Source organism: Microlunatus spumicola, assembly GCF_039536445.1.
GTDB classification, from domain to species: domain Bacteria; phylum Actinomycetota; class Actinomycetes; order Propionibacteriales; family Propionibacteriaceae; genus Microlunatus; species Microlunatus spumicola.
Map to the genome: position 1 here is coordinate 19,871 of NZ_BAAAYR010000003.1, position 23,886 is coordinate 43,756.

The following is a 23,886-nucleotide window of genomic DNA, read 5'->3' on the forward strand; positions in this document are numbered from 1 at the left end:
CCTACGGCACCCAATCCGCCCGGGCTACAGGCGCTGGCCCCCGGACAGCTCGACGACCGTGCCGTTGGCCCAGCCCAGGTCGTCGGACAGGATCGCGGCCACGCCAGAGCCGATCTCGTCGGCCTCGCCAGGCCTGCCGAGCGCGATCATCGAGGACACGGCGGCGTTGTACTGCGGGTTGTCCCGCACCGCGCCGCCGTTGAAGTCCGTGGCGATCGCGCCGGGACGCAGCGTGTTCACGCGGATCTGCCGGGCGCCGAGCTCCTGCGCCTGGTAGCGCGTGAGGACCTCGACCGCGCCCTTCGCCGACGCGTACGCGGAGCTGCCCGGGCCCGCGAACTGGGTGAGGCCGGAGGAGACGTTGAGGACCCGGCCGCCGTCGACGAGCAGCGGCAGGAGCCGCTGGGTCAGCAGGTACGGGGTCTTCACGTGGATGTCGAGCAGCTCGTCGAGCTCGGCCTCGGTGGTCTCGACGTAGGGCTTGCTGAGCCCCGTGCCGGCGTTGTTGACCAGTGCGTCGAAGTCCGACCGGCCGAAGGTGGTCTGCAGCTGCTCGCGCAGGGCCTCGGCGAAAGCCGTGGTGGAGGAGGGGTCGGCGGCGTCGAAGGGCAGGAACACGGCCCGGCCGCCGGCGGCCTCGATGCCGGCGACGACCGCGTCGGCGGCGTCCCGGCGGCTCTGGTAGGTGCCGACGACGTCCCAGCCGCGACGGCTGAGGTGCTCGGCCATGCTGCGGCCGAGGCCGCGACTTGCTCCGGTGATGACAGCGATCTTGTTCATGACCCGAGCCTGCGTCCGGATCGACCGTTCGCCCACGCCCGGCTCATCCCCGGACCGGGAGGGCGGGGATCCGGGGTCGTGCAGGGGGCACGCTTGTCCCCGTGGACCGATCCGCGCTCGGCGACTTCCTGCGCTCCCGCCGTGAGCGGCTGCGCCCCGAGGACGTGGGCCTGGTGCCGGGGCCGCGGCGGCGTACGCCCGGCCTTCGGCGCGACGAGGTGGCGCTGCTCGCCGCGATGTCGACGGACTACTACGAGCGGATCGAGCAGGCCCGCGGCCCGCAGCCGTCGCCGTCGATGCTCGGCGCGATCGCCCGGGCGCTGCGGCTGACCCGCGACGAGCGCGACCACGTCTACCTGCTCGCCGGGCACGCCGCGCCCGCCGCGTACGTGTCGCTCGGCTACGCCGACCCCGGCCTGATGACCATCCTCGACGCGCTCGCGCCGACCGTCCCGGCCATGATCACCGACGACCTCGAGGGCGTGCTCGCCCAGAACCCGCTGAACGTCGCCCTGCTCGGCCGGCTGACCGACCTCGGCGGGTTCGAGCCGAGCTTCCTGTGGCACTGGTTCACGAACGACCGCTACCGCCGCCTCTACGCCGAGAACGACCGCGAGCAGCTCAGCCGCGGGTACGTCGCCGACTTCCGCGCCGCCGTAGCGCGCCGGGGGACCGACACGGAGTCGAAGGCGCTCGTCGAGGCGCTGCTGGGCGCCAGCGAGGAGTTCCGGGAGCTGTGGGCGCTGCAGGAGGTCGCCGTGAAACGCACCACCCGCAAGGTCCTGAACCACGACCGGGTCGGCCGCCTCGACCTCGAGTGCGACGTCGTCGTCAGCCCGCCGTCCGGCCAGCACCTGGTGCTCTTCCGCGCCCGCCCGGGCACCGGCACGGCCGAACGTCTCGCGATGCTCGCCGTCCTCGGGACGCAGGAGTTCGCGCCGGCGGAGTGAGGCCGCGCACACTGATCGCGTGAGAGCTCGGGGCGACCGCCGCTCAGCGGCTCTGCTCCTCGCGCTGGCGCTGCTGCTGCCCGTCCTCGTCGCCGGGCCGGCGGCGGCGACACCGTCCCCGGGGCCGGCCTCGGGCGTGGTGGACAGCGGGGACGCGCGGTTCGAGGTCGTGACGCCGACGCTCGTCCGCCTGCGGCACGCGGCGGGCGGGCGGTTCGACGAACGGCCGACGACCACGGCCGTCCCGCGGGACGCGCCGCCGCCGGCGTACACGGTCGACCACGTGGACGGCTGGCTCGTCGTGCGGACCGACCGGCTGACGCTGCGCTACCGCGAGGGGTCCGGCGCGTTCACGCCCGACAACCTCAGCGTCGATCTGGACGTGGCGGGGACCCCGACGACGGCCCGACCGACCTGGCGGCGGCCGCCGGGCACGTGCGCGTACGGGACCCGCTGCGAGGCCGAGGACGGGCGCCTCAGCGGCGGTCAGAGCGTCCACCACGAGCACGAGGGTTCGTCGGGCCGCGGGTACGCCTCCGACCTGGGCCAGCACGGCGCCTCGGCCGCCTGGACGATCACCGGCGTCCCCCGCTCCGGGCGCTACACGCTGCAGGTCGCGTACGCGAACGGCTCGTCGTCGATCCGGACCCTCGACCTCCTCGTCGGCGAGCGCCGGGCCGGTCGGTTCTCGGCCCCGCCCACCGGCGGCTGGTCGACCTGGCGCACCCGCGCGATGGCCGTCGACCTGAACGCGGGGGACCAGGTGGTGGCCACCCGGTGCTCGGACGACGTCTCCTGCCGGGTCGACCTCGACGCGGTCGCCGTGACGCCCGTGGGCGCGCGCTACCCGACGGAGGTGACGACGCAGCCGCCGGCCACCGACGAGCCCGGCCAGCTCGGCGGCTGGACCCGCGGGCTCGACGCCTATCCCGACCAGGCCGGGACCGACGTGTCGGCGGTCGACCTGCACCCCGGCGTGCTGAACCGCCAGGGCTGGTGGCTGCTCGACGACAGCTGGGCGGCGGTGCGGACCGCCGACGGCTGGATCACGGGCCGGCGGACGGACGACCCGACGTACGCCGACGGCTACTTCTTCGGCTACGGGCACGACTACGCCACCGCGCTGGCCGACCTGCGGGTGCTCAGCGGGCCGGCCGCGCTGCCGCCGCAGTGGACGTTCGGCGTCTGGTACTCGGTCTACGACGCCCTCGCGGCGAAGACGTACGAGGACGACCTGCTGCCGGCGTTCGCCGCGCACGACGTGCCGGTCGACGCGCTCAGCGTCGACACGGACTGGAAGGCGCCGGTCCGCTGGGACGGCTGGGAGTGGAACCGGGACCTCTTCCCGGACCCGCCCGCCTTCTTCGCGTGGGCGGAGGCCCAACGCCTCGCCGTCGTCCTGAACGTGCACGCCGGGCTCAGTGGGCGGGACCCCGCGCTGGCGCAGGTGCAGCGGGCCTCCGGCGACCCGCTCGTGGAGGCCGGCTTCTGCTTCTCGCCGGACTGCCACGCCCTCGACTTCGGCGACCGTGCGCAGGCGGCGGCGTGGTTCGCGCTGCACACCCCGTACGAGCGCGAGGGCGCGCGTCAGTGGTGGCTCGACTGGTGCTGCACCAGCTCGATGGTCGACGTCCCCGGCGCGACGCCCGACAGCTGGCTCAACGAGCGGTACGCGCAGCGGCAGGTCGACGCCGGCCGGCGCGGGCTCGTGCTGTCGCGGATCGGGGCGTCGCTGGAGGACTTCCGCGGCTCCTACCCGAGCGGGCCCTGGGGCGAGCACCGCAGCACCGTGCACTTCACCGGCGACACCGCCCCGACGTGGGAGACGCTGGCGCTCGCGGCCCGGCTCACCCCGGACGAGGCGGCGATCGGGGAGCCCTGGGTCAGCCACGACGTCGGCAGCTTCCTCGGCCGGCACCTGCCCGACGACCTCTACGCCCGCTGGGTCCAGCTCGGCACCTTCTCCCCGGTCCTGCGGCTGCACTCCCACCACGGCGACCGGCTGCCCTGGCAGTACGACGAGGCGGCGGGTCCCGCGGCCGACTTCCTGCGGCTGCGGGAGGCCCTGAGCCCGTACACCTACTCGGCGGCCTGGGAGGCCACGCAGACGGGCCAGCCGGTCTGCCGCCCGCTCTACCTCGACGACCCCGACGCGCCGGAGGCGTACGCGCACCCCGACGAGTACCGCTTCGGCCACGACCTGCTGGTTGCGCCGGTCGTGACCGCGGGCACGACGGCCAGCCGGGAGGTGTGGTTCCCGCCGGGTCGCTGGGTGGGCTGGTTCGACGGCCGGACCTACACCGGTCCGTCGACGGCGAACGTCACCGTGCCGCTCGACCAGATGCCGGTGTTCCTGCGGGCCGGCGGCATCGTCACGCAGGTCCCCGGGGCTCGACGGGTCGAGCCCAGCCCGTCGGCCGTCGCGCTCACGGTGGCCAGCAGCGACGCCGGTCAGGTGACGTCCACGAACCTGCACACGGACGCCGGCGACGGGCTCGGGTACGCGCAGGGGGAGTCGGCCGACACGCTCCTCACCTACGCCTCCCGCCGCGGCCCGTGGTGGTGGCCGAAGCCGTCGAGCCGGCTCACGATCGGTGCGTCGAGCGGCACCTTCCCGGGCGCGGTCGCCGAGCGCTCGTACGCGGTCGACCTGCGCGCGCTCTCCCGGCCGGACCGGGTGCGGGTCGACGGGACGGACCTCCCCGAAGCCGCTCCCGACGGCGACGCGGCCGGCTGGTGGTACGACGACGCGGCCCGGACCCTGCACGTGCGGACCGCGGCGCTGGCGACGGGGGAGACGCACACGGTCGAGCAGCGGGGCGGCGAGGTCCGGGACTAGTTTGGAGCGGTGATCAGCACCGTGAAGTACCCCTACGACGACACCGTCGTCCTCGTCACCGGAGCCGGGGACGGCATCGGCCGGGCCGTGGCGCAGGCGTTCGCCGAGCAGGGCGCGCGGGTCGTCGGGCTCGGGCGCCACGTCGAGACGGTGACCGACGCGCTGTCCGGCTTCGACGCGGACAGGACGCTCGCCCTCCAGGCTGACGTGTCCTCGCGCTCCGACGTCGAGGCGGCGGTCGCGGCGACCGTCGAGAAGTTCGGCAAGCTCGACGTCGTCGTGCCCAACGCGGCCGTGTTCGAGACCGCCGACCTCGCCGACCTCACCGACGAGCAGTGGCGGCTCATGCAGAGCGTCAACGTCGACGGGCTCTTCTACGTGCTGCAGGCGACCGTCCCGCACCTCAAGGCCTCCGGCGGCAACGTCGTCGCGATCTCCTCGGTGTCCGGGATCCGTGGCGACTGGGGCCAGTTCGCGTACAACGCGACGAAGGGCGCGGGCGTCACGATGCTGCAGTCGCTGGCCCTCGACCTCGGCCCCGACGGCGTCCGCGTGAACATGGTCGCCCCGGCCTTCACGGTCACCCGGATCACGAAGGGCGCGACGGAGGCCCCGGGGTTCGAGGAGGCGCTCGCCAACCGCGTGACGCTCGGCCGCCCGGGCCAGCCCGAGGACGTCGCCCGCGCGGTGCTGTTCCTCGCCAGCCCGGACGCCGCGTACATCACCGGCGCCCTGCTCCCCGTCGACGGCGGCACGACCGCGTCCACGGGCCAGATGCACTGACCCAGGACAGGGGCTCAACGTGACCGGGCTGGAACCGGCGCGAAACAGGGCGGCCCGATGATCGAGGAAACCCTGCCTCGAGGAGCCTGATGCCCGCACCCACCAACCTCGTCGACGTGCTCTCGGTCGACACCAGCCGGCTTCCGTGGGACGTCTTCACCGTCCCGCAGACGGGTGCGCAGATCCCGGTCAAGGTGCTGCTCGACGACCCCGACACGGGAATGCAGGCGTTCCTCATGCGCTACGCCGCCGGGTTCACCAACGTCTGGCACACGCATCCGCACGCGCACGGCATGTGGGTGATCGACGGCGTCCTGCGGAGCCACCAGGGCGAGCACGGCCCGGGCAGCTTCGTCTGGTTCCCCGAGGGCGGCTGGATGGAGCACGGAGCGACCGAGGCGAACGACTGCACCTTCGTGTTCATCACGAACAAGCCGTTCGGCATCGTGTACGAGTCGGAGGCCGAGCACCCCTACCCCGCGACCGCGACCGTCTGAGGGCGGCGGCGCTCTCAGTCGACGCCGATGTCCTCGTTCCAGAGGGTGGGGTTCGCGGCGATGAAGTCGGTCATCATCGCGACGCAGGTGTCGTCGTCGAGGACGACGACCTCGACGCCGTTCTCGGCGAGCCAGTCGTGCCCGCCGTCGAACGTCCGCGCCTCGCCCACGACCAGCCGGGTGATGCCGAACTGGCGCACGAGGCCGCTGCAGAACCAGCAGGGCGAGAGCGTGGTGACCATGGTGGTGCCGCGGTAGGAGCGCTGCCGCCCGGCCCGGCGGAACGCGTCGGTCTCGCCGTGCACGGACGGGTCGTCGTCCTGGACGCGGCGGTTGTGCCCGCGGCCGAGCAGCGTGCCGTCGGCGGCGAACAGCGCGGCGCCGATGGGGATGCCGCCCTCGGCGAGCCCGGCCCGCGCCTCCTCGAGGGCGACGGCCAGGAGCTCGGTGTCGGCGGGGCGGCTCATGCGGCCACCCCCTGCTTGCGGCCGAGCGTGCGGTGCAGGACCGCGTACACGACGGCGGCGACGACGAACCCGACGACCGCGGTCAGGTCGCCGAAGCTGCCGTTCGCCTTGGGTACCAGACCGGTGTAGAGCGTCTGGTTGGCGAACAGCGGGATGGAGACCACCAGGCCGACGGCCATGGCGATGGGCCCGGCCGCGCTGACGTGGGTCGTGCTCTGCGCGATCGCGCCGACGTCCTGGCCGCGCCGCAGCCAGCGGTCGGTGAAGACGACGCCGAGCCACGGGGACACCCAGTAGGCGATGATCAGCAGGAAGGCCTCGTAGCTCTGGCCGGCGTTGCGCAGCCCGAAGCTGGCGACGAGCAGGCCGAGCAGCCCGAACACCACGGCGACGATCGCGCGGGCCCGGGCGAGCGGCACCTTGAAGCCGAGGGCCATGAACGACATCGCGCCGGAGTAGACGTTGAGGACGTTCGCGGCGACCGCGCCGAGGCAGACGGCGAGCAGCGTGGCCTTGCCGATGACCGTCGGCAGCAGCGCGGTGAACGACGACGGGTTGACCTCGGTCTGTCCGGCGGTCACGACGGCCGCGCCGGCGATCTCCAGCAGGCAGCAGGAGACGAAGCAGCCGAGCCCGGCGAACAGGGCCACCGGGAGGCGGCGCGTGGTCTTCGGGAGGTAGCGCGTGTAGTCGGAGGAGTACGGGTTCCAGCCGGCGGCGTAGCCGAACGCGGCGCCCGCGGTGATCAGGAAGCCACCGACCGGCGGCGGACCGTCCATGGCCGGCGCGGACGGGTTCGCCTGGGAGAGCACGATGACGGCCGCGACGACGAAGATCAGCGCCAGCACGGGGAAGGCGTAGCGCTCGAAGGCGTGCACCAGGTTGTGGCCGAAGAAGGCCACCACGAGCTGGGCGGCGACGACGATCACCAGGCAGAGGAACGCGGGCAGCGTGGTCAGCGCCGACAGGGCGAGCGCGCCGCTGATGCTGTTCACCGCGAACCACCCGATGCCGGCGGTCAGGGCGTTAAGCCCGGCCGGGAGGATGTTGCCGCGGTAGCCGAACGCGGTCCGGCTCAGCACCATCTGGGCGAGCCCGTCGCGGGGCCCCCAGGTGGAGAGCGCCCCGAGCGAGACCGAGCCCAGCAGCGTGCCGAGCACGATGGCGGCGACGGCCTGCCAGAACGTCAGCCCGAAGGCGAGGACGCTGAGGATCCCGACGGCGATGGTCGCGAACTCGAAGTTCGGCGACGCCCACGTCCACAGCAGCTGGATCGGCCGGCCGTGCCGCTCGCCCTCGGGGATGGCCTCGACGCCGCCCGGTTCGACGGCCACGACCTTCGTGCCGTACGCGAGCTGGGCCTGCGTGATGTCGGGATCGGTGACCGTCGCCATGCTCCGCATTCTGCTGCCTGCGGTCGCCAACGAGCCACCGAGCGCCGGTTACGGATTGTTAAGCCGGGCTCTGCTTCAGGTTCACAGCGCCAGGTGGAGGCGGAGCGCCCGGTCGAGCTCCTCCATCGTGTCGGGTGGCAGCCGTCCGACCCGGGCACCCAGGCGTTCGACGGCGACCGACCGGACCTGCTCGGCCTGGATCTTCGACTCCCGGGACAAGCCCGAGGACCCGGCCTCGACGAGCACCTGGAACGGCAGCACCCGGCTGACGTTCGAGGTCAGCGGCACGACCGTCACGACCCCCCGTCCGAGGCTCTCGGCCCGTCGGTTGGCGGCGTCGTTGCTGACGACGACGACGGGGCGACGCTTGTCCGCCTCCGACCCGCGTACCGGCTCGAGGTCGGCAACCCGGATCTCTCCGCGCCTCACCGAGACGGCAGACCGTCAGCGGTCGCGGGCTCCCACAGCTCGGCCTCGCCGCCGGCGTCCCACTCGTCCCACGCCTGCTCGTAGGCGTCCGCCAGCTCGGCCTCGCGGAGGAGACCGATGGCGCGCTGCAGGGCGGCGGAGCGCGAGGCGACCCCGTGGGCGTGGGCGTAGGCGTCCAGGATCTCGACGTCCACCACCGGGAGGCTGACGCTGATCTTCACACCCGTGATGCTACCCGGAGCGTGAAGCGGTGCCACCCCTCCGTCAGTCGAGGTGCGAGGGCAGCCGTGCCTCGACGACCTCGTACTCGTCGAGGTGGAACTCGAGGACGCGGTCGACGATCCCGTCGGCCGGTCCGGTGCCGCGGAACGCGAGCAGGTCCGCGTCCGACTCCCACCGCTCCAGGACGTTGACCCGGGTGGGGTCGAGGGGGTCGGCGGACACGGAGAAGTCGAGGCAGCCGGCGGTGCTCCGGGCCAGCGTGACGGAGCTGGCCGAGTCCGCGACGAACGCGTCCCGGTCGGCCGGCTCGAGCTCGAGGTGTCCCGCGACGACGATCATCGGCCCATCGTGCTCCTGCGCCGCCCGCACGTCGAGGACGGGCTAGCGGTCGGCCCCGACCAACCGGTCGCAGGTCGCGGCGAGGGCGTCGGCGTAGGCCTCGTCGCGCAGGTGCTTCGGCACGGTGATCGTCCGGCGGCCCCGCCAGTAGAGACCCTGGCCGAGGTCGGCCTCCGTGCAGAGGTAGGTCAGCGAGTCGGCCGAGCTGTCCACGGTCCCGGGCGCCCCGCTGGAGGCGAGCTTGGTCTTCACCCAGCCCGGGTCGACCGCCACGGAACCCACGCCCTTCAGCCGGCGGCCCCAGGCGCCCGCGAGCAGGACGTCGCTCGCCTTGCTGTCGGAGTAGGCGCGGCTCGGGTCGGTCTTCGCGCCGGGGTCGTCGGCGTCGGGGTGGCCGCTCCCCGCCATGCCCGAGCCGAGCCAGACCAGGCGGCCGGTGAGGTGGTCGGCCAGGCGGGTGGTGAGCAGGTGGGGGGCGAGGACGTTCACGGCGAAGGTGGTCTCGAAGCCGTCGACGCTGGTCGGCGGGACGTCGCCGCGGACCCACACGCCCGCGTTGTTGACGAGCACGTCGAGCGGACCCTGGGCGATGATCTGGCGCGCCAGGTCCTCCACCTCGGCGAGCGACGCGAGGTCGCCGGTGACCAGCCCGACGTCGCCGGTGAGCCGGTCGACGACCGGCCGGCCGCGCTCCTCGCTGCGGGCGTGCACCAGCACGCGGTGCCCGGCGGCGAGCAGCTGCTCGGTGGTGGCGAGCCCGATACCGTCGGACGCGCCGGTGATGCAGATGGTGGCCATGCCCCGAACGTAGCCGCCGGGGCACAGCCACCGTCGCGCCCTAGGCGCCGCCCTTCTCGAGCGTCACCGTGAGGGGCGCGAAGTTCTTGCCCTCGACGTCGACACCCTCGGACTTGAGCTCCGCGAGCGCCTTCTCCACGTACGTCGTGCTCTTGGCCGTCTCGGGCGGGTCCGCGCTGATGATCGTCGCGCCCGTCTCGTTCTTGGTGCCCTTGGCGATCCCGACGGTCCGCGTCCAGGCGACGTCGGAGATCATGCCGATGCCGCCGCTGGTGGACGGCCAGATCAGCTTGTTGACCTCGTTGGTCTGCCACTTCTGGTGGCTCACGCCGAGCTGCGAACCGGCCTTCGTGACGATGTCCGCGGCCTGCTCCGCGTTGTCGCGGGCGTAGACCCAGCCCTTGATCGACGCCTTGATGAACTTGGTCGTCTGGTCCTGGTAGGCGGTGTCGCTGCTCAGCTTGTCCGAGTTGGCCCAGATCGCGTCCTGCAGCATGTTCGTGCCGACGTCGTTCCAGCTGATCACGTTCAGGTCGTCGGGGGTGAAGAGCTGCCCGGTGGCCGGGTTCTCCGACTCCAGCACCTGCGCGTACTCGTTGTAGGTCATCGCCTGGGCCGCGTCGATGTCGCCGGCCAGGAAGCCGTTCATGTCGAACGCCTGCTGCACGAGCTTGATCGCGCCGACGTCCACCCCGGCCTTCTGCATGCCGGCGAAGAGCTCCCACTCGTTGCCGTAGCCCCAGCTGCCGACGTTCTTGCCGGCCAGGTCGCCCGGCGTGGTGATGTTCTTGTCCTTGAACGAGATCTGCGTCGTCCCGCTGCGCTCGAAGATCTGGGCGACGTCGGTGATCTTGGCGCCCTTCTCGATCGAGCCGAGCACCTTGGGCACCCAGGAGATGGCGTAGTCGACGTCGCCGGCCGACAGCACGTCCTGCGGGACGATGTCCGGCCCGCCCTCGAGGATCGAGACGTCCAGCCCCTCGTCCTTGTAGTAGCCCTGGTCGAGCGCCGCGTAGTAGCCCGCGAACTGGGCCTGCGCGACCCACTGCAGCTGCAGCTTGACCGGCGTCAGCGGGGCCGACGACCCGGCGTCGCCGCTGGCCTCGGGGCTGGCGGAACCGCCGCCACCGCACCCGGCGAGCGTGAGCCCGACGGCGGCGGCCGCGAGACCGGTCCGGCCGAGCATGATCCGGCGGCTGATCTTCGGTGAGCCCATGGGCTCCTCCATCTCTCGAGTGGTGGGTGGTGCGGTCGGGGGTCTAGGTCCGCGCGCCGGGCTGGTGGCGGGTCGCCACCACCTCGGCGAGCAGCGCGACGCCGTAGAAGACGAGGCCGAGCACGATGCTGCCGAGCACGTACGCCCAGGCGAGCGGGTAGTTGCTCGACGAGGCCGCCGAGGTGATCGACTTGCCGAGGCCGCCGATCGGGCCGCCGAAGTACTCGGCGACGAGCGCGGAGATGACGGCGAGCGACGACGCGATCCGCAGCCCCGTGAACAGGTACGGCGCGGCCGTCGGCAGGGTCAGCACCCACTGCTGCTGGGCCGACGACGCCGCGTACGCGCGCATCAGGTCCCGGTGCACGGGTCGGGTCTGGCGCAGTCCGCGCAGGGTGTTCACGTAGACGGGGATGAGCACCGCGAGCGCGGCGACGAGCACCCGCGCGGTCTCGACGCTCGCGCCGTAGAGCGTGTAGAGCACCGGCGCGAGGGCGACGATCGGCATCACCGAGAGCGCCGCGACGACCGGAGCGGCCAGCAGGTCGAGGACCCGCAGGACGCTGGCGAGCACGGCGGCGACGATCGCCACGACGGTGCCGATGACCAGGCCGAGCAGGGCGTTGAGCCCGGTGTGCGCCGCGCCCGAGGCGACCGACCCGAGGTTGTCGACGAGCTCGGCGAGGATCGCGGACGGGGCGGGCACCACGTACGGGTCGATCCCCAGGCCCGTGACCAGCGCCTGCCACAGCCCCACGAAGACGACGCCGAAGACGACGGGTGCCACCACGGTCCGGACTGACCGGCCGGGGGCGAGGACGCGGGCGGGGACGGTCGCCGCCCCGGTCGCGACGTGCGTCGGCACGGTGGTCACCGGTTCTCCACCCCGCGCGCGGTGGTCGCCGGCGTCCCGTGGAGGGCCTCGCGGACGGCGGCCACGGCGGCGAAGAAGGATGCGTCCTCACGCAGCGCGTCGTCGCGGGCCGTACCAGGCAGCCGGACCGGGACCACGTCGACGATCCGGCCCGGCCGGGGCGACATCACCACGACGCGGTCGGACAGGAAGACGGCTTCAGGGATCGAGTGCGTGACGAAGACGACGGCGGCGCCGGTCTCGGCGCAGATGCGGGCGAGCTCGTTCTGCATGCGCTCCCGGGTCATCTCGTCCAGCGCGCCGAACGGCTCGTCCATCAGCAGCAGCCGCGGCCGTTCGGCCAGTGCGCGGGCGATCGCCACCCGCTGCTGCATGCCGCCGGAGAGCTGGTCGGGGTAGGAGCCGGCGAACTCGGTCAGCCCGATCAGCTCGACCAGCTCCTCGACCCGCGCCTGGCGCTCGGCCTTCCCGACCTTGTGCAGCGCGAGCGGCAGCTCGATGTTCTTCGCCACGGTCCGCCAGGGCAGCAGCCCGGCCTGCTGGAACGCGATGCCGTAGTCCTGGTCGAGCCGGGCCTGCCGCGCGCTCTTGCCGAACACCTCGAGCGTCCCCGAGGTGGCCTGGTCGAGGTCCGCCACCAGCCGCAGCAGCGTGCTCTTGCCGCAGCCGCTCGGCCCGATCAGGGACACGAACTCGCCCGGCGCGACGTCGAGGTCGACGCCCTGCAGCGCGGTCACGCTGCCCTGCCTGCTGGTGAAGACCCGGTCGAGGCCCTCCACGTGGACGGCGGTCACGTCCCCCTCCGTTCCCTGAGCTTGTCGAAGGGTCACGCCGCCACCTCCGAGCGTCGGTACGGCTTGAGGAACACGCCCAGCAGCGACACGAAGCCGGCCGCGACGAGGCCGACGAGGATCGCGCCGACGATCGGGGCCCAGGGCTTGGCGGGGTCGCCGCCCGCGGCCTGGGCGTACTCGATGACGAGCCGCCCGATGCCGCCGCGCAGGCCGATCGAGACCTCGGCGACGACCGTCCCGATGACCGCAGCCGCGGCGGCGAGTCGCAGGGCCGGGAGCAGGTAGGGCACGCTCGCGGGCAGCCGCAGGCGCAGCAGGGTCGTCCGCCAGCCCGACCCGTACGTCCGCATCAGGTCGAGGTGGGTCGCGTCCGGCGCCTTCAGCCCGCGGAGCATGCCGACGGCGACGGGGAAGAACGCCAGGTAGGCCGCGATGACGGCCACGGAGTCCTGGCTGTCCCAGGCGAAGCTGCCGATCTGCAGCTGCGAGCCCCAGCGCCGGACGAGCGGGGCGATGGCGATCAGCGGGACCGTCTGGCTCAGCACGACCCAGGGCAGGACGGCCGACTCGGCCAGCCGGAAGCGCTGCATCAGCAGGGCCAGCGCCAGCCCCACGACGACGCCGACGACCCACCCGATCGCGGCGATCTTGAGCGAGAAGAGGCACGCGTGCCCCACGACCTGCCACAGCGGGTCCCCGGAACGTCCGAGGGCGGGTTCGGCGAGCCGCCCGGCGATGTCCCAGAGGTGCGGCATCGCGCGGTCGCTGGTGCGAGGGAGGACGACGCGGCCGCCGAGCTCCACGCCGGCCGCCGGTCCGAGGGCCTTGTAGACCTCCCACACGACGGCGAGCACCACCAGCCCGAGCAGGCCCAGGGCCCACCCGCGGACGCGCGCCAGCCTCACGAGCGCGCGGCCACGGTGTCGCGGAGCGCGGGGATGATCGTCTCGCCGTACGCGCGGAGGGTCTCCTCCTTGTTGTCGTGCTGCAGGTAGACCGAGAACTGGTCGACGCCGATCGCCTTCAGCGCCTCGAGCTTGGCGATGTGCTCCTCGACGGTGCCGAGGATGCAGAAGCGGTCGACGATCTCGTCGGGCACGAACGCCGTGTGCGTGTTCCCGGCCCGGCCGTGCTCGTTGTAGTCGTAGCCCTCCCGGTCCTTGATGTAGTCGGTGAGGGCCTGCGGGACCGAGCTGTCGGCGCCGTACTTCGCCACGATGTCGGCGACGTGGTTGCCGACCATCCCGCCGAACCACCGGCTCTGGTCGCGCATGTGCGCCAGGTCGGTCCCCACGTACGCGGGCGCGGCGACGCAGAACGTCAGCTTGTCGGGGTCCCGGCCGGCGTTGCTCGCGGCCGTCCGGACGGCCTCGATCATCCAGGTCGCGATGTCGACGTCGGCCAGCTGCAGGATGAAGCCGTCGCCGACCTCGCCCGCGGCCTTGAGCGCGAGCGGCCCGTACGCCGCGATCCACACCTCGAGCTCCGACGTGGTCGCCCACGGGAGCTGCAGCGTGGTGCCGTGGTAGTCCACCGGGCGGCAGCTCGCGAGCTCGCGGATGACGTGCGTCGCCTCGCGCATCTCGCGGACCGTCGTCGGCTTGCCGTTCGTCACGCGCACGGCCGAGTCGCCGCGACCCATGCCGCAGACGGTCCGGTTGCCGAACATCTCGTTCAGCGTCGCGAACAGCGACGCCGTGACGGTCCAGTCCCGCGTGGCCGGGTTCGTCACCATCGGCCCGACGATCACGCGCTTGGTGCGCGCCAGGATCTGGCTGTAGATGACGTACGGCTCCTGCCACAGCAGGTGGCTGTCGAAGGTCCACACGTACTCGAACCCGTGCACCTCCGCCAGCTCCGCCAGCTGCACCGTCCGCCAGGCCGGCGGGTTGGTCTGGAGGACGACCCCGAACTTCATACGAGGTACTGCGTCAGGTCGCGCTTCAGGAACCTGCCGTGGGTCTTGCTGCCGACGTAGCCGGTCTCGTCGACCAGCACGTTGCCGCGTGACATCACCCAGTCGACGTGACCGTCCACCTCGTAGCCCTCCCAGGCGGAGTAGTCCATGTTCATGTGGTGGCTCTTGCCGAGCCCGATCGAGGTGTGGCCCTGCGGGTCGTAGACCACGAGGTCGGCGTCGGCGCCCGGCTGGACGACGCCCTTGCGGCCGTACAGGCCGAACATGCGGGCGGGCGTGGTCGAGATCAGCTCGACCCAGCGCGACAGGGTGATCTCACCGGTCACGACGCCCTGGTAGAGGAGGTCGACGCGGTGCTCGATCGAGCCGATGCCGTTCGGGATGGCGCGGAAGTCGCCCTGACCCAGGTCCTTCTGGCCCTTCATGCAGAAGGGGCAGTGGTCGGTCGAGACGGTCTGCAGGTCGTTGGTCCGCAGCGCGCGCCACATCGCGTCCTGGTGGCCCTCGGCCCGCGAGCGCAGGGGCGTCGAGCAGACCCACTTGGCGCCCTCGAAGTCGCCCCACTCCTCGCTCGACGCGCCGAGCTGGTCCTCGAGCGAGAGGTAGAGGTACTGCGGGCAGGTCTCGCCGAAGACGTTCTGGCCGCGGTCGCGGGCGGCGGCGAGCTGCTCGACGGCCTGCTTGGCGCTGACGTGGACGACGTAGAGCGGGGCCCCCGTGAGGTCGGCCAGCATGATCGCGCGGTGCGTGGCCTCCTCCTCGAGCTGCCAGGCGCGGGCGATGCCGTGGAAGTACGGCGTGGTCTTGCCCTGGTTGTAGAGCTGCTCGGCAAGGACGTCGATGGCGGGCCCGTTCTCGGCGTGCATCATCGTCAGCAGGCCGGTCTCGCGGGACTTCTGCATCGCCCGGAGGATCTGCGCGTCGTCGGAGAAGAAGACGCCCGGGTAGGCCATGAAGAGCTTGAAGCTCGTGATGCCCTCGTCGACCAGGGTGTCCATCGCCTTGAGTGAGTGCTCGTCGACGCCGCCGATGATCTGGTGGAAGCCGTAGTCGACGGCGCACTCGCCGGCCGCCTTCTCGTGCCAGGCCGCGAGGCCCTCCTCGACCCGCTCGCCGTAGCGCTGGATCGCGAAGTCGATGATGCTCGTCGTCCCGCCCCAGGCCGCGGCCCGTGTGCCGGTCTCGAACGTGTCCGACGCCTCGGTGCCGCCGAACGGCATCTGCATGTGCGTGTGCGCGTCGATGCCGCCGGGGATGACGTACTTGCCCGTGGCGTCGACGACCCGGTCGACGGAGGCGGTCAGGTCCTGCCCGAGCAGCTGCGAGCCCGGCGCCAGGACGGCGGCGATCGTCTCCCCGTCCACGAGCACGTCGGCGGCGGCCGTCCCGGTCGCGTTGACGACGGTTCCGCCGGTGATGAGCGTGGTCGTCATCAACGCCCCCTGAGCTTGTCGAAGGGCCCGGAACGGGTTGGCTCAACTCCCCGGGCACGTCGTCGAGAACGCTGACCTCTTCGAGGCCGTTCGACAGGCTCAGGGAGCGTTCTCCGGCTCAGGGCGCTCACGGCTTCACCGTGCTCGTGTACGACTCGGGCCGGCGGTCGCGGTAGAACTGCCAGGCGTTGCGGACCTCGCGGATCATGTCGAGGTCCAGGTCGCGGATCACGACCTCCTCGGACTCCTTCGAGCCCATCGGTCCGACGAGGTTGCCCTGCGGGTCGACGAACTGGCTGGAGCCGTAGAACGTCACGGCCTCGTCCCCGTACTCGTTGTCCTCGCGGCCCACGCGGTTCGGGGCGGCGACGAAGTAGCCGTTCGCGGCCGCCGCGGCCGGCTGCTCGATCTCCCACAGCCGGTTCGAGAGGCCGGGCTTGGTGGCGTTCGGGTTGAAGACGATCTGGGCGCCGTTGAGCCCGAGCTCGCGCCAGCCCTCGGGGAAGTGCCGGTCGTAGCAGATGTAGACCCCGACCGGCCCGACCTTGGTCTGGAAGACGGGGTAGCCGAGGTTGCCGGGGCGGAAGTAGAACTTCTCCCAGAACTTCTCGAGGTTCGGGATGTGGTGCTTGCGGTACTTGCCGAGGATCGTCCCGTCGGCGTCGACCACCACGGCGGTGTTGTAGTAGACGCCCGGGATCTCCTCCTCGTAGATCGGGAGGATCATCACGATCCCGAGCTCGCGGGCCAGGGCCGCGAAGCGCTGCACGATCGGACCGTCGGCCGGCTCGGCGTAGTCGTAGTACTTCACGTCCTCGGTGATGCCGAAGTAGGGCCCGTAGAAGAGCTCCTGGAAGCAGATGATCTGGGCGCCGTCCGCCGCCGCCTCGCGGGCGAAGCGCTCGTGGAGGTCCAGCATCGAGTCCTTGTCGCCCGTCCACGTCGTCTGCGTGATCGCTGCCCGAACGATGGTCACTGCATCTCTCCGTCCCGCCGGTGGGTGCCCCTCTCGGGGTGAGGATTGAACAAGACCGGAGTTCCGGTCTCGTGTCAACGGATGACGCGCAGGTGACAGCAGGGGCAGCCGTACGCTCCGGTGCGTGGACGAGGTCCTGCAGTCGCGTCCGGACCGGCCCGTCGTCCGTCACGGCGACCAGGTCCGCCACCCGCGTCACCCGTGGTCGGAGTCGGTCCAGGCGCTGCTGGCCTACCTGGCGGAGGCCGGGTTCGCCGAGGCGCCGCGACCGCGCGGGGTCAGCGGCGACCACGACGACGTCACCTACATCGAGGGCCTGTCCGGCGACGAGGCGTGCACCCTCGTGCAGACCGACGCGGCGGTCGCCGAGGTCGCGCAGCTGTTGCGTCGCTACCACGACACGGTCGAGGGCTGGCAGCCCGAGACCGAGCCGGTCTGGTTCGACGGCCGGCGGGGGACCGGCAGCCGCCCGGGCGAGCTCGTCTGCCACGGCGACCCCGGCCCCTGGAACCTCGTGTGGGACCTCCACCACCCCGTGGGGCAGCAGCTCGTCGGCCTCATCGACTGGGAGTACGCCTCCGTCGGCACCCGCCTGACCGACATCGGCTACGCGCTGCACTACCTCGCGCCGCTGCGCGACCGCAGCTACTGGCACGGGGTGCTGGGGATGGCCCGCAAGCCCCGCCGTCGGCACCGCATGGCCGTGTTCGCGGAGGCGTACGGCGTCCGCCTCGACGAGGACCTCGTCGACGCCGTGGTCGCCGCCCAGCGGGCGGGAGTTCAGATGATGATCGACCTCGCCGCCCTCGGCCGCCCCCGGCAGATCCAGCTCATCGCCGCCGGCGAGCTCGAGCGCGAGCGCCGGGCGGTCGACTGGACCGAACGCCACCGCCACAAGTTCAGCCGCGCCGGCGCCACCGTCCCCGTGGACGCCTGACCCGCGCCCCCGCCCCTCCCTCGAGTTCCCCCTCTCCCGTTGCGCGAGTGGCGCCAACCGCTACGCCTGCACGGCGTGTCGCGTCGCGAGTGGTGCCACTCGCGCAACTGGGGCTGTGGATAGCCGGTCCCGGGGTCGCGGGAGGTGCGACGGTCGGCGCATGGGTGCGTTCGTGCGGGAGCTGGGAAGGGTTGTGCCGCCGCGGTCCCGGGGTGAGCTGCTGGCGGCGGGGCTGTCGCCGCGCACCCTCGGCAGCGACCGGTGGCGGCAGGTCAGCCACGGGTGGCACGTGCCCCGCGGGGTCCCCGACACGGTCGCCCAGCGCGTGGTGCAGGCCGCGACGATCGTGACCGAGGGGTGCGTGAGCGGCTGGGCGGCCGCGTACGTGCTGGGCGCGGACGCGCTGGACGGCCGGGACCCCTTCACGGGCGTGCGGCAACCCGTACGGCTGGTGCTCGCTCCCGGCACCAGTCATCGGCACGTGCCGGGATCCCGGGCCGTGCGGGCGGCCCTGGACCCGCAGGACGTCACGCGCCAGCACGGCCTTCAGGTCACAACGGTCCTACGCACCGCCGATGACCTCGCCCGCGAGGCCCCCGACCTGGTCGAGGCGGTGGTGGCACTGGACGTGCTGGTGCAGGCGGGCCTCGTCCGGGAGCGGGTCCTTCTGGCCGAGCTCGGTGCCTGCTCCGGCGGGCGTGGAGCCCGGCAGGCGCGGGCGGCCGCTGCCCTGTGCCGGAGCGGCGTACGGAGCCCGTGGGAGACCCGGCTCCGGCTCTTCGTGCTCGGGCTGGGCCTGCCCGAACCCCTCGTCAACGTGCCCGTCTTCGACCTCGACGGGAACTTCCTCGGTGCACCCGACCTGCTCGACGTCGAGGCCGGGTTGGCGATCGAGTTCGACGGTGCGGGCCACCGGGAGCGGAAGCAGCACCGCGCGGACAACGTCCGTGAAGAGGGCTTCGAGCGGGGCGGTCTCGTCGTCGCGCGCGCCGACAGCCTCGACCTGACTGCGCACCGCGACGAGCTCGCGCGACGCCTCCGCGCAGCGCACGCCGACGCCCTCCGCAACCGCCGACCTCCGCACTGGACCCTCGCTGAGCCCTCCTGGTGGCGCGGCATGCCTGCGTGAGTGGCGCCAACCGACGCGCCCGCGCGGCGTGTCGTGCGTCCGTTGGCGCCACTCGCGCACGTGGAGGGGGAATCAACCCTGGGGGAGGGGTTGGCTCTTGGGTGGCGATCGAACAGGTGTTCTAATAAGGACATGTCGCGCCACGGTCCTGACCCCGAACGTCTCTTCTTCGGTTCCGTGGTCGGGACGGCTCGGCGGCTGGCGGCGGAGCAGGGGTCGATGGCCGAGGCGATCGCCACGATCCGGGGGGTGGCGGGGGACCGTGAGGACCTGCTGGTCCAGGGCGCGGGCCTCGGTGTGGGCGCCTGGTCCGTGAACCCCGGCCTGCCGGCCGACCTCCTGGCCGCCGGGCTGCTCGTCGGGAGCGTGCCCCGCCTCGAGCTCGACGTCCTGCTGCACTGGATGACGGTCGGGCAGCAGCGCGGGCTCAGCGGGGCGCGCTACCGGGCCTGATCAGCGGATGCCGGAGGTCGCGAAGCCCTGGACGAACCAGCGCTGGAAGACCAGGAACAGCACCACGAGGGGCCCGACGGTGATCAGCGTCATGGCCATCAGGGCGCCGTAGTCGGTCTGGTACTGCCCCTGCAGGAACTGCAGGCCGATCGGCAGCGTGTAGAGGCTCGGGTCGCGCAGCACGATGAGCGGCCAGAGGAAGTCGTTCCACTGGTACATCAGGCTGAGCAGGGTCAGCACCGCGAGCAGCGGCTTCGACAGCGGCAGCACGATGCTCCAGAAGATCCGGACCGGGCCGGCGCCGTCGATCTTGGCCGCCTCGATGAGCTCGGTCGGGATGGCGAGCATGAACTGGCGGGCCAGGAAGATGCCGAACGTCGCCGCCGCCCCCGGGATGATCACCGCCCAGAAGGTGCCGACCAGGCCGAGCGCGTTCACGAGCCGGAACTGCGGCACGAGGATCGCCTGGGTCGGGATCATCATCGTGGAGAGCAGCAGCAGGAACAGCGGCGTCTTCGCCGGGAAGCGCAGCTTGGCGAAGCCGTACCCGGCCATGACGCTCACCACGACGGAGATGATCGTCGTGAGCGCCGTGACGGTCACCGAGTTGGAGAACCACTGGCCCACCGGCCACGCCGAGAAGACGCGGGCGAAGTTGTCGAGCGTGATGTCGGTCGGCAGCAGGTCGAGCTGGGTGGAGAACACCGACTGGCCCGACAGGGCGGTGACGATCATGACCCAGAGCGGGAACGCCATCACCACCGAGACGACCACGGAGACGACGACCCGGGCCGTCAGCGCCGCCTTGGAGCGGGTGCGGCGGGTCATGGGCCCGGTCGTACGGGCCGGGGTGGCGGTCGTGCGGACGGCCCCCCGGGACGCGGTGACGGCCATCAGCGGAACCCTCTTCCGGGCGTCATGCGACCTCGTCGCGGGTGCGGTTCGTGCGCCACTGGACGACGGTGAAGATCAGCGTCAGCACGAAGATCACGACGCCGATCGCCGCCCCGTAGCCCTGGTCGCGGGTCGGCCCGAACGCCACCTTGTACGCCCAGGTGCCGAGCACCTCGGTGCTGTTGCCGGGCCCGCCGTTGGTGAGCACGAAGATCGTGTCGAAGACCTGGAAGCTGTAGATCACGTTCATGATGATCAAGAAGAACGTGGCCGGCCCGACGAGCGGGACGGTGATGTTCCGGAACCGCTGCCAGCCGTTCGCGCCGTCCAGGGCGGAGGCCTCGTACAGGTCCGCGGGCACGGCCTGCAGCGCGGCCAGGTAGATGATCATGCTGAACCCGACGCGGATCCACAGGGTCACCAGCACCACCGAGGTGAAGGCCCAGAAGCCGTTCGACTGCCACGGGACGCCGCCGTTCGCGCCGAGCGCGACCAGCAGCTTGTTCACGACGCCGATGACCTCGTTGTAGAGGAACGTGCCGATCAGCCCGACCGAGACGCCGGAGATCACCAGCGGCAGGTAGACCACGGTGCGCCACACCTTGCGCCACGGCAGCACCGAGTTCATCAGCACGGCCAGCGCGAGCCCCAGGCCCATGCTCAGCGGCACGGTGATCACCGTGAACAGCGCCGTGTTGAGCAGCGCCCGGACGAACGTGTCGTCGCCCAGCATCGTGCGGTAGTTCTCGAGGCCCACCGGGCTGGTCTCCCCGCTCAGGGGGGAGACCTCCTGGGTGCTGTAGAAGAACGAGCCGAGCATCGGCACGATCAGGAACGCGACGGCGAGCAGCACCGACGGCCCCACGAACAGCAGGGCTGACGGCTCCCAGAGCGAGCGTCCCCGCCGACGGCGACGGGTCCCGGCGGCCAGCGCGGCCGCCTGGCTCACTTCACCGCCTTCTGCACCGCTTCGGCGAGCGCGGCGGTCGTGTCGGCGGCGGACCGACCGCCGAGGAACGCCTTCTCCAGCTCGCTCTGGAGCGCGAGGTTGAGGTCGGCGAACTGCGGCACGGTGACCTGGGCGACCTGCTCCGGCGTCAGCGTCTTGGCCTGCTGCACGAACGGGGCCATCAGGTCGGGCCGGATCGCGAAGTCGAGGTCGGACGCGGTGAGGCTCTTGAGCGTCGGCAGCTCGTTGGTGGCCTGGCAGTAGGTCCGCATCGCGTCCTCGGACACCAGGTACTGCAGGAACTTGGCCGCGGCCTCGGTGTTCTTGCCGTTCTTCGGCGCCACGACGGCGTTGCCGCCGAGGTCGGTGGAGGCGGCGACGTCGCGCGGCTGCGGCATCGCGGCGTACTCGAACTTCTTCTTCACCCCGTCGTCGATCCCCGGCACCAGGAAGCTGCCGGCGAACGCCATGGCGACGGTGCCCGAGATGAAGGCGCTATCGGGGTACGTCGTGCTCTTGACCGAGGTGTTCTTGGCGACCCAGCCGTTCTTGAAGAACCCGGACGTGAAGTCGACCGTCTTGCGCCCCGCGTCGGAGTCGATCGCCGGGCCCTTGAGGTCCGGGGTCAGCAGGGCGCCGCCGGCCTCGAAGAGCCACGTGAGCCAGCGGTACGCGCCCGCGCTCTGCCAGTCGTAGATGAAGGCCGACTGGCCGCTCTTGGTGACCTTGGACAGCTTGGTCGCCGCGTCGGTGAACTGCTCCCAGGTCCAGGCCTCCTCCAGCGTGGTGGGGGCGGTGAGCCCGGCGGCCTCGAAGGCGTCCTTGCGGTAGATGATCGCCGTGGTGTCGATCTGGTGCGGCGCGCCGTACGGCTTGCCGTCCGCGACGACCGCGGAGAAGAGGCCCGGCTCGAACGCGTTCGCGTCGAGGCTGGCCGAGAGGTCGAGCAGCACGTCCTGGCTCGTGTACTGGCCCATGTCGATGTAGGAGACCCGGAAGAGGTCCGGCGGGTTGCCGGCCTGGAAGCGGGTGTCCAGGTTGGTCTGCACGCTCGCGTACGGGACCGTGTCCGTCTTGATCGTGATGTCGGGGTTGGCCTGCTCGAACGACGCGATGACCTTGTCGAAGGCGGCCTTCTCGGCGTCGCCGGACCAGTTCACGAAGGTCAGCTCGACCTTGCCCCCGGCGCTGGTGCCGCCCGAGGGGGCGCTGCTGCCCGCCTTGCTCGTGAGCCCGGAGCACGCGCTGAGGCCCGCTGCCGCTCCCAGGCCCAGCCCTCCGGCGAGCAGCTGACGTCGGTTGAGCGTCATGGGTCGTTCCTTCCCCTCGAGTGGCTGCGATTGTTGCAGCACCCATCGCTTCCGGGCCGCGGCCGGGTCCGGATGCACGGGCCGACGACGAACCAGGAGGTCCAACATGGCCCTGACCAGGGCATTTATCCCGAGAGCAGGAAACGGAACATCGCGCTGTCGCTGCCGATGCGCTCGATCTGCGGTGGTGCGGCGGCCATCCGGGCGAGCAGCGGGGGCAGGTCCTCGCGGCGGGCCAGCTCGATGCCGACGAGCGCCGGGCCGGTCTCGCGGTTGCTGCGCTTCACGTACTCGAACAGCGTGATGTCGTCGTCGGGGCCGAGCACCTCGTCGAGGAAGTGCCGCAGCGCACCCGGCTGCTGCGGGAACTCGACCAGGAAGTAGTGCTTGCGCCCCTCGAAGACCGCGGCGCGCTCGGCGATCTCGGCGTAGCGGCTCACGTCGTTGTTGCCGCCGGAGAGGACGCAGACGACCCGCTGGCCGGGCTCGACCCGGACCAGGCCGGACAGGGCCGCGGAGGCCAGGGCGCCGGCCGGCTCGGCCACGATGCCGTCCGAGGCGTACATCGACAGCAGCTCGACGCAGACCCGGCCCTCCGGCACCTGCACGAGGGCGGCGCCGGACGCGGCGATGATCGGCGTCGTCAGCGCACCGGCCCGCCGGACGGAGGCACCGTCGACGAAGGTGTCCAGGTCGACGAGGTCCACCGGGTGCCCGGCCGCCAGGGCGGCGGCCACGCAGGCCGCGCCCAGGGGCTCGACGCCCACGACCCGGACCTGCGGGTAGCGCTCGCCCAACCAGGCCGTGCAGCCGGCCATCAGCCCACCGCCACCGACCGGCACGACCAGCACGTCCGGCGGGGAGCCGACCTGCTCGACGAGCTGCTCCACGACCTCGAGGGCGACGGTGCCCTGCCCGGCGATGGTGCGCAGGTCGTCGAAGGCGGGCACCACGGTCGCCCCGGTGCGGATCGCGTCCTCCGCGGCGGCGACGGCCGCCTCGTCGTACGTGGCGCCCGTGACCACGACCTGCACGTGGTCGCCGCCGATCGCGGTGATCCGCTCGCGCTTCTGGCGCGGGGTGTTGCGGGGCAGGAAGACCCGGCCCTGGATGCCGAGGGCCGCGCACGCGTACGCGAGCCCCTGCCCGTGGTTGCCGGCGCTGGCGCACACGACACCGCGCGCCCGGGCCACCCCGTCGAGCTGGGCCAGCACGTTGTAGGCGCCCCGCACCTTGTACGAGCGCACGACCTGGAGGTCCTCGCGCTTGAACCAGACCTCGGCGCCGTCGGACGAGAGCCGGGCGTTGCGCTGCAGCGGCGTGCGGTCGACGACCCCGGCCAGCCGCTCCGCCGCCTCCTCGACGAGCGCCGCGCCCATCCCGACCGACCTCTGCCGCGCCTCCGCCGTCACCGACCGATCATCCCGCACCTCAACCCTCAACCGTCACGGGAGGGACGAGGGTTTCAGGAGTGAAGTCTCCCCGGAAGCCTTCCGGCGTGCCCG

The 23,886-nt window shown here is 72.1% G+C and carries 25 protein-coding genes; 7 read left to right on the top strand and 18 right to left on the bottom strand.

All coding sequences use genetic code 11. The annotated features are described in order from the left end of the window. Positions 1-24 precede the first annotated feature (24 nt). Entirely contained in the window at positions 25-780 is a 756-nt protein-coding gene (locus ABD665_RS12715) for an SDR family oxidoreductase (RefSeq protein ID WP_204910324.1), read from the bottom strand. Positions 781-881: 101 nt separating this feature from the next. Here ABD665_RS12715 and ABD665_RS12720 point away from each other — a divergent pair, with 101 nt between their 5' ends. The 4 genes from ABD665_RS12720 to ABD665_RS12735 all read left to right on the top strand — a co-directional run bounded on the left by ABD665_RS12720 (position 882) and on the right by ABD665_RS12735 (position 5,849). Further along, the gene (locus ABD665_RS12720) at positions 882-1,730 is read left to right on the top strand and encodes an MmyB family transcriptional regulator (RefSeq protein ID WP_204910323.1); all 849 of its coding nucleotides are present in this window, start codon (positions 882-884) and stop codon (positions 1,728-1,730) included. A gap of 19 nt (positions 1,731-1,749) precedes the next feature. Next, positions 1,750-4,569 carry a TIM-barrel domain-containing protein gene (locus ABD665_RS12725; RefSeq protein ID WP_204910322.1) on the top strand — a complete coding sequence of 940 codons (2,820 nt, stop codon included), beginning with the start codon at positions 1,750-1,752 and terminating at the stop codon, positions 4,567-4,569. A 9-nt stretch (positions 4,570-4,578) separates the two neighbouring features. Further along, positions 4,579-5,352 carry a meso-2,3-butanediol dehydrogenase gene (budC, locus tag ABD665_RS12730; protein ID WP_204910321.1) on the top strand — a complete coding sequence of 258 codons (774 nt, stop codon included), beginning with the start codon at positions 4,579-4,581 and terminating at the stop codon, positions 5,350-5,352. Between the two features lie 89 nt (positions 5,353-5,441). Then, positions 5,442-5,849 (top strand): cupin domain-containing protein, encoded by a 408-nt coding sequence (locus ABD665_RS12735; RefSeq protein WP_204910320.1) that lies wholly within the window; start codon positions 5,442-5,444, stop codon positions 5,847-5,849. Between the two features lie 14 nt (positions 5,850-5,863). Here the strand turns inward: ABD665_RS12735 and ABD665_RS12740 are convergent, their stop codons facing one another. From ABD665_RS12740 to ABD665_RS12800, 13 genes are all read right to left on the bottom strand, one after another. Continuing rightward, positions 5,864-6,316, bottom strand: coding sequence for a deaminase (locus ABD665_RS12740; RefSeq protein ID WP_204910319.1), 453 nt, complete (start codon positions 6,314-6,316; stop codon positions 5,864-5,866). Continuing rightward, positions 6,313-7,710 carry a cytosine permease gene (locus ABD665_RS12745; RefSeq protein WP_204910318.1) on the bottom strand — a complete coding sequence of 466 codons (1,398 nt, stop codon included), beginning with the start codon at positions 7,708-7,710 and terminating at the stop codon, positions 6,313-6,315. The genes ABD665_RS12740 and ABD665_RS12745 overlap by 4 nt, the downstream gene beginning before the upstream one ends. An 81-nt stretch (positions 7,711-7,791) precedes the next feature. Further along, positions 7,792-8,139, bottom strand: a complete 348-nt coding sequence (locus ABD665_RS12750; RefSeq protein WP_204910317.1) for a type II toxin-antitoxin system PemK/MazF family toxin — start codon at positions 8,137-8,139, stop codon at positions 7,792-7,794. Next, positions 8,136-8,360, bottom strand: coding sequence for a ribbon-helix-helix domain-containing protein (locus tag ABD665_RS12755; protein WP_204910316.1), 225 nt, complete (start codon positions 8,358-8,360; stop codon positions 8,136-8,138). Before ABD665_RS12755 ends, ABD665_RS12750 begins: the two co-directional genes overlap by 4 nt. Before the next feature lie 43 nt (positions 8,361-8,403). Beyond that, positions 8,404-8,700 carry an antibiotic biosynthesis monooxygenase gene (locus ABD665_RS12760; protein WP_204910315.1) on the bottom strand — a complete coding sequence of 99 codons (297 nt, stop codon included), beginning with the start codon at positions 8,698-8,700 and terminating at the stop codon, positions 8,404-8,406. 42 nt (positions 8,701-8,742) lie between these two features. Further along, positions 8,743-9,498 (bottom strand): SDR family NAD(P)-dependent oxidoreductase, encoded by a 756-nt coding sequence (locus ABD665_RS12765; protein WP_204910314.1) that lies wholly within the window; start codon positions 9,496-9,498, stop codon positions 8,743-8,745. 40 nt (positions 9,499-9,538) lie between these two features. Next, on the bottom strand, positions 9,539-10,714 hold the full coding sequence (locus ABD665_RS12770; protein ID WP_344742427.1) for an ABC transporter substrate-binding protein: 1,176 nt from the start codon (positions 10,712-10,714) through the stop codon (positions 9,539-9,541). 43 nt (positions 10,715-10,757) lie between these two features. Then, on the bottom strand, positions 10,758-11,588 hold the full coding sequence (locus ABD665_RS12775) for an ABC transporter permease subunit (RefSeq protein WP_204910313.1): 831 nt from the start codon (positions 11,586-11,588) through the stop codon (positions 10,758-10,760). Beyond that, on the bottom strand, positions 11,585-12,382 hold the full coding sequence (locus ABD665_RS12780; RefSeq protein ID WP_344742428.1) for an ABC transporter ATP-binding protein: 798 nt from the start codon (positions 12,380-12,382) through the stop codon (positions 11,585-11,587). Before ABD665_RS12780 ends, ABD665_RS12775 begins: the two co-directional genes overlap by 4 nt. Before the next feature lie 32 nt (positions 12,383-12,414). Further along, a complete protein-coding gene (locus tag ABD665_RS12785; protein WP_204910311.1) occupies positions 12,415-13,287 on the bottom strand; it encodes an ABC transporter permease subunit in 873 nt (290 codons plus the stop codon). Then, positions 13,284-14,300: a TIGR03842 family LLM class F420-dependent oxidoreductase gene (locus ABD665_RS12790; RefSeq protein WP_204910310.1), complete on the bottom strand. Its 1,017-nt coding sequence runs from the start codon at positions 14,298-14,300 to the stop codon at positions 13,284-13,286. The genes ABD665_RS12785 and ABD665_RS12790 overlap by 4 nt, the downstream gene beginning before the upstream one ends. Further along, positions 14,297-15,733: a dihydropyrimidinase gene (gene hydA / locus ABD665_RS12795; RefSeq protein ID WP_204910309.1), complete on the bottom strand. Its 1,437-nt coding sequence runs from the start codon at positions 15,731-15,733 to the stop codon at positions 14,297-14,299. Before hydA ends, ABD665_RS12790 begins: the two co-directional genes overlap by 4 nt. A gap of 127 nt (positions 15,734-15,860) precedes the next feature. Further along, positions 15,861-16,709: a nitrilase-related carbon-nitrogen hydrolase gene (locus tag ABD665_RS12800; RefSeq protein ID WP_204910308.1), complete on the bottom strand. Its 849-nt coding sequence runs from the start codon at positions 16,707-16,709 to the stop codon at positions 15,861-15,863. 124 nt (positions 16,710-16,833) lie between these two features. Between ABD665_RS12800 and ABD665_RS12805 the strand changes: the two genes are divergently transcribed. The 3 genes from ABD665_RS12805 (at position 16,834) to ABD665_RS12815 (ending at position 19,228) form a co-directional block, all read left to right on the top strand. Beyond that, positions 16,834-17,646, top strand: coding sequence for a phosphotransferase (locus tag ABD665_RS12805; protein WP_204910307.1), 813 nt, complete (start codon positions 16,834-16,836; stop codon positions 17,644-17,646). Positions 17,647-17,806: 160 nt separating this feature from the next. Further along, on the top strand, positions 17,807-18,775 hold the full coding sequence (locus ABD665_RS12810; protein WP_204910306.1) for a hypothetical protein: 969 nt from the start codon (positions 17,807-17,809) through the stop codon (positions 18,773-18,775). A gap of 132 nt (positions 18,776-18,907) precedes the next feature. Next, entirely contained in the window at positions 18,908-19,228 is a 321-nt protein-coding gene (locus ABD665_RS12815; protein WP_204910305.1) for a hypothetical protein, read from the top strand. Here ABD665_RS12815 and ABD665_RS12820 read toward each other — a convergent pair whose 3' ends face one another. From ABD665_RS12820 to ilvA, 4 genes are all read right to left on the bottom strand, one after another. Further along, the gene (locus ABD665_RS12820) at positions 19,229-20,122 is read right to left on the bottom strand and encodes an ABC transporter permease subunit (protein ID WP_204910304.1); all 894 of its coding nucleotides are present in this window, start codon (positions 20,120-20,122) and stop codon (positions 19,229-19,231) included. Between the two features lie 22 nt (positions 20,123-20,144). Further along, positions 20,145-21,071, bottom strand: a complete 927-nt coding sequence (locus ABD665_RS12825; RefSeq protein WP_204910303.1) for an ABC transporter permease subunit — start codon at positions 21,069-21,071, stop codon at positions 20,145-20,147. After that, positions 21,068-22,381 (bottom strand): extracellular solute-binding protein, encoded by a 1,314-nt coding sequence (locus ABD665_RS12830; RefSeq protein WP_204910302.1) that lies wholly within the window; start codon positions 22,379-22,381, stop codon positions 21,068-21,070. The genes ABD665_RS12825 and ABD665_RS12830 overlap by 4 nt, the downstream gene beginning before the upstream one ends. Before the next feature lie 125 nt (positions 22,382-22,506). Continuing rightward, positions 22,507-23,793 (bottom strand): threonine ammonia-lyase IlvA, encoded by a 1,287-nt coding sequence (ilvA, locus tag ABD665_RS12835; RefSeq protein ID WP_425562160.1) that lies wholly within the window; start codon positions 23,791-23,793, stop codon positions 22,507-22,509. Between the last annotated feature and the right edge of the window lie 93 nt (positions 23,794-23,886).

Excerpts from the sequence above, each read along its gene's own strand:
- ABD665_RS12715 (WP_204910324.1), bottom strand. The coding sequence starts at position 780 with ATGAACAAGATCGCTGTCATCACCGGAGCAAGTCGCGGCCTCGGCCGC.
- ABD665_RS12735 (WP_204910320.1), top strand. The coding sequence starts at position 5,442 with ATGCCCGCACCCACCAACCTCGTCGACGTGCTCTCGGTCGACACCAGC.
- ABD665_RS12740 (WP_204910319.1), bottom strand. The coding sequence starts at position 6,316 with ATGAGCCGCCCCGCCGACACCGAGCTCCTGGCCGTCGCCCTCGAGGAG.
- ABD665_RS12745 (WP_204910318.1), bottom strand. The coding sequence starts at position 7,710 with ATGGCGACGGTCACCGATCCCGACATCACGCAGGCCCAGCTCGCGTAC.
- ABD665_RS12760 (WP_204910315.1), bottom strand. The coding sequence starts at position 8,700 with ATGATCGTCGTCGCGGGACACCTCGAGCTCGAGCCGGCCGACCGGGAC.
- ABD665_RS12765 (WP_204910314.1), bottom strand. The coding sequence starts at position 9,498 with ATGGCCACCATCTGCATCACCGGCGCGTCCGACGGTATCGGGCTCGCC.
- ABD665_RS12770 (WP_344742427.1), bottom strand. The coding sequence starts at position 10,714 with ATGGGCTCACCGAAGATCAGCCGCCGGATCATGCTCGGCCGGACCGGT.
- ABD665_RS12790 (WP_204910310.1), bottom strand. The coding sequence starts at position 14,300 with ATGAAGTTCGGGGTCGTCCTCCAGACCAACCCGCCGGCCTGGCGGACG.
- hydA (WP_204910309.1), bottom strand. The coding sequence starts at position 15,733 with ATGACGACCACGCTCATCACCGGCGGAACCGTCGTCAACGCGACCGGG.
- ABD665_RS12810 (WP_204910306.1), top strand. The coding sequence starts at position 17,807 with ATGGGTGCGTTCGTGCGGGAGCTGGGAAGGGTTGTGCCGCCGCGGTCC.
- ABD665_RS12815 (WP_204910305.1), top strand. The coding sequence starts at position 18,908 with ATGTCGCGCCACGGTCCTGACCCCGAACGTCTCTTCTTCGGTTCCGTG.
- ABD665_RS12820 (WP_204910304.1), bottom strand. The coding sequence starts at position 20,122 with ATGGCCGTCACCGCGTCCCGGGGGGCCGTCCGCACGACCGCCACCCCG.
- ABD665_RS12830 (WP_204910302.1), bottom strand. The coding sequence starts at position 22,381 with ATGACGCTCAACCGACGTCAGCTGCTCGCCGGAGGGCTGGGCCTGGGA.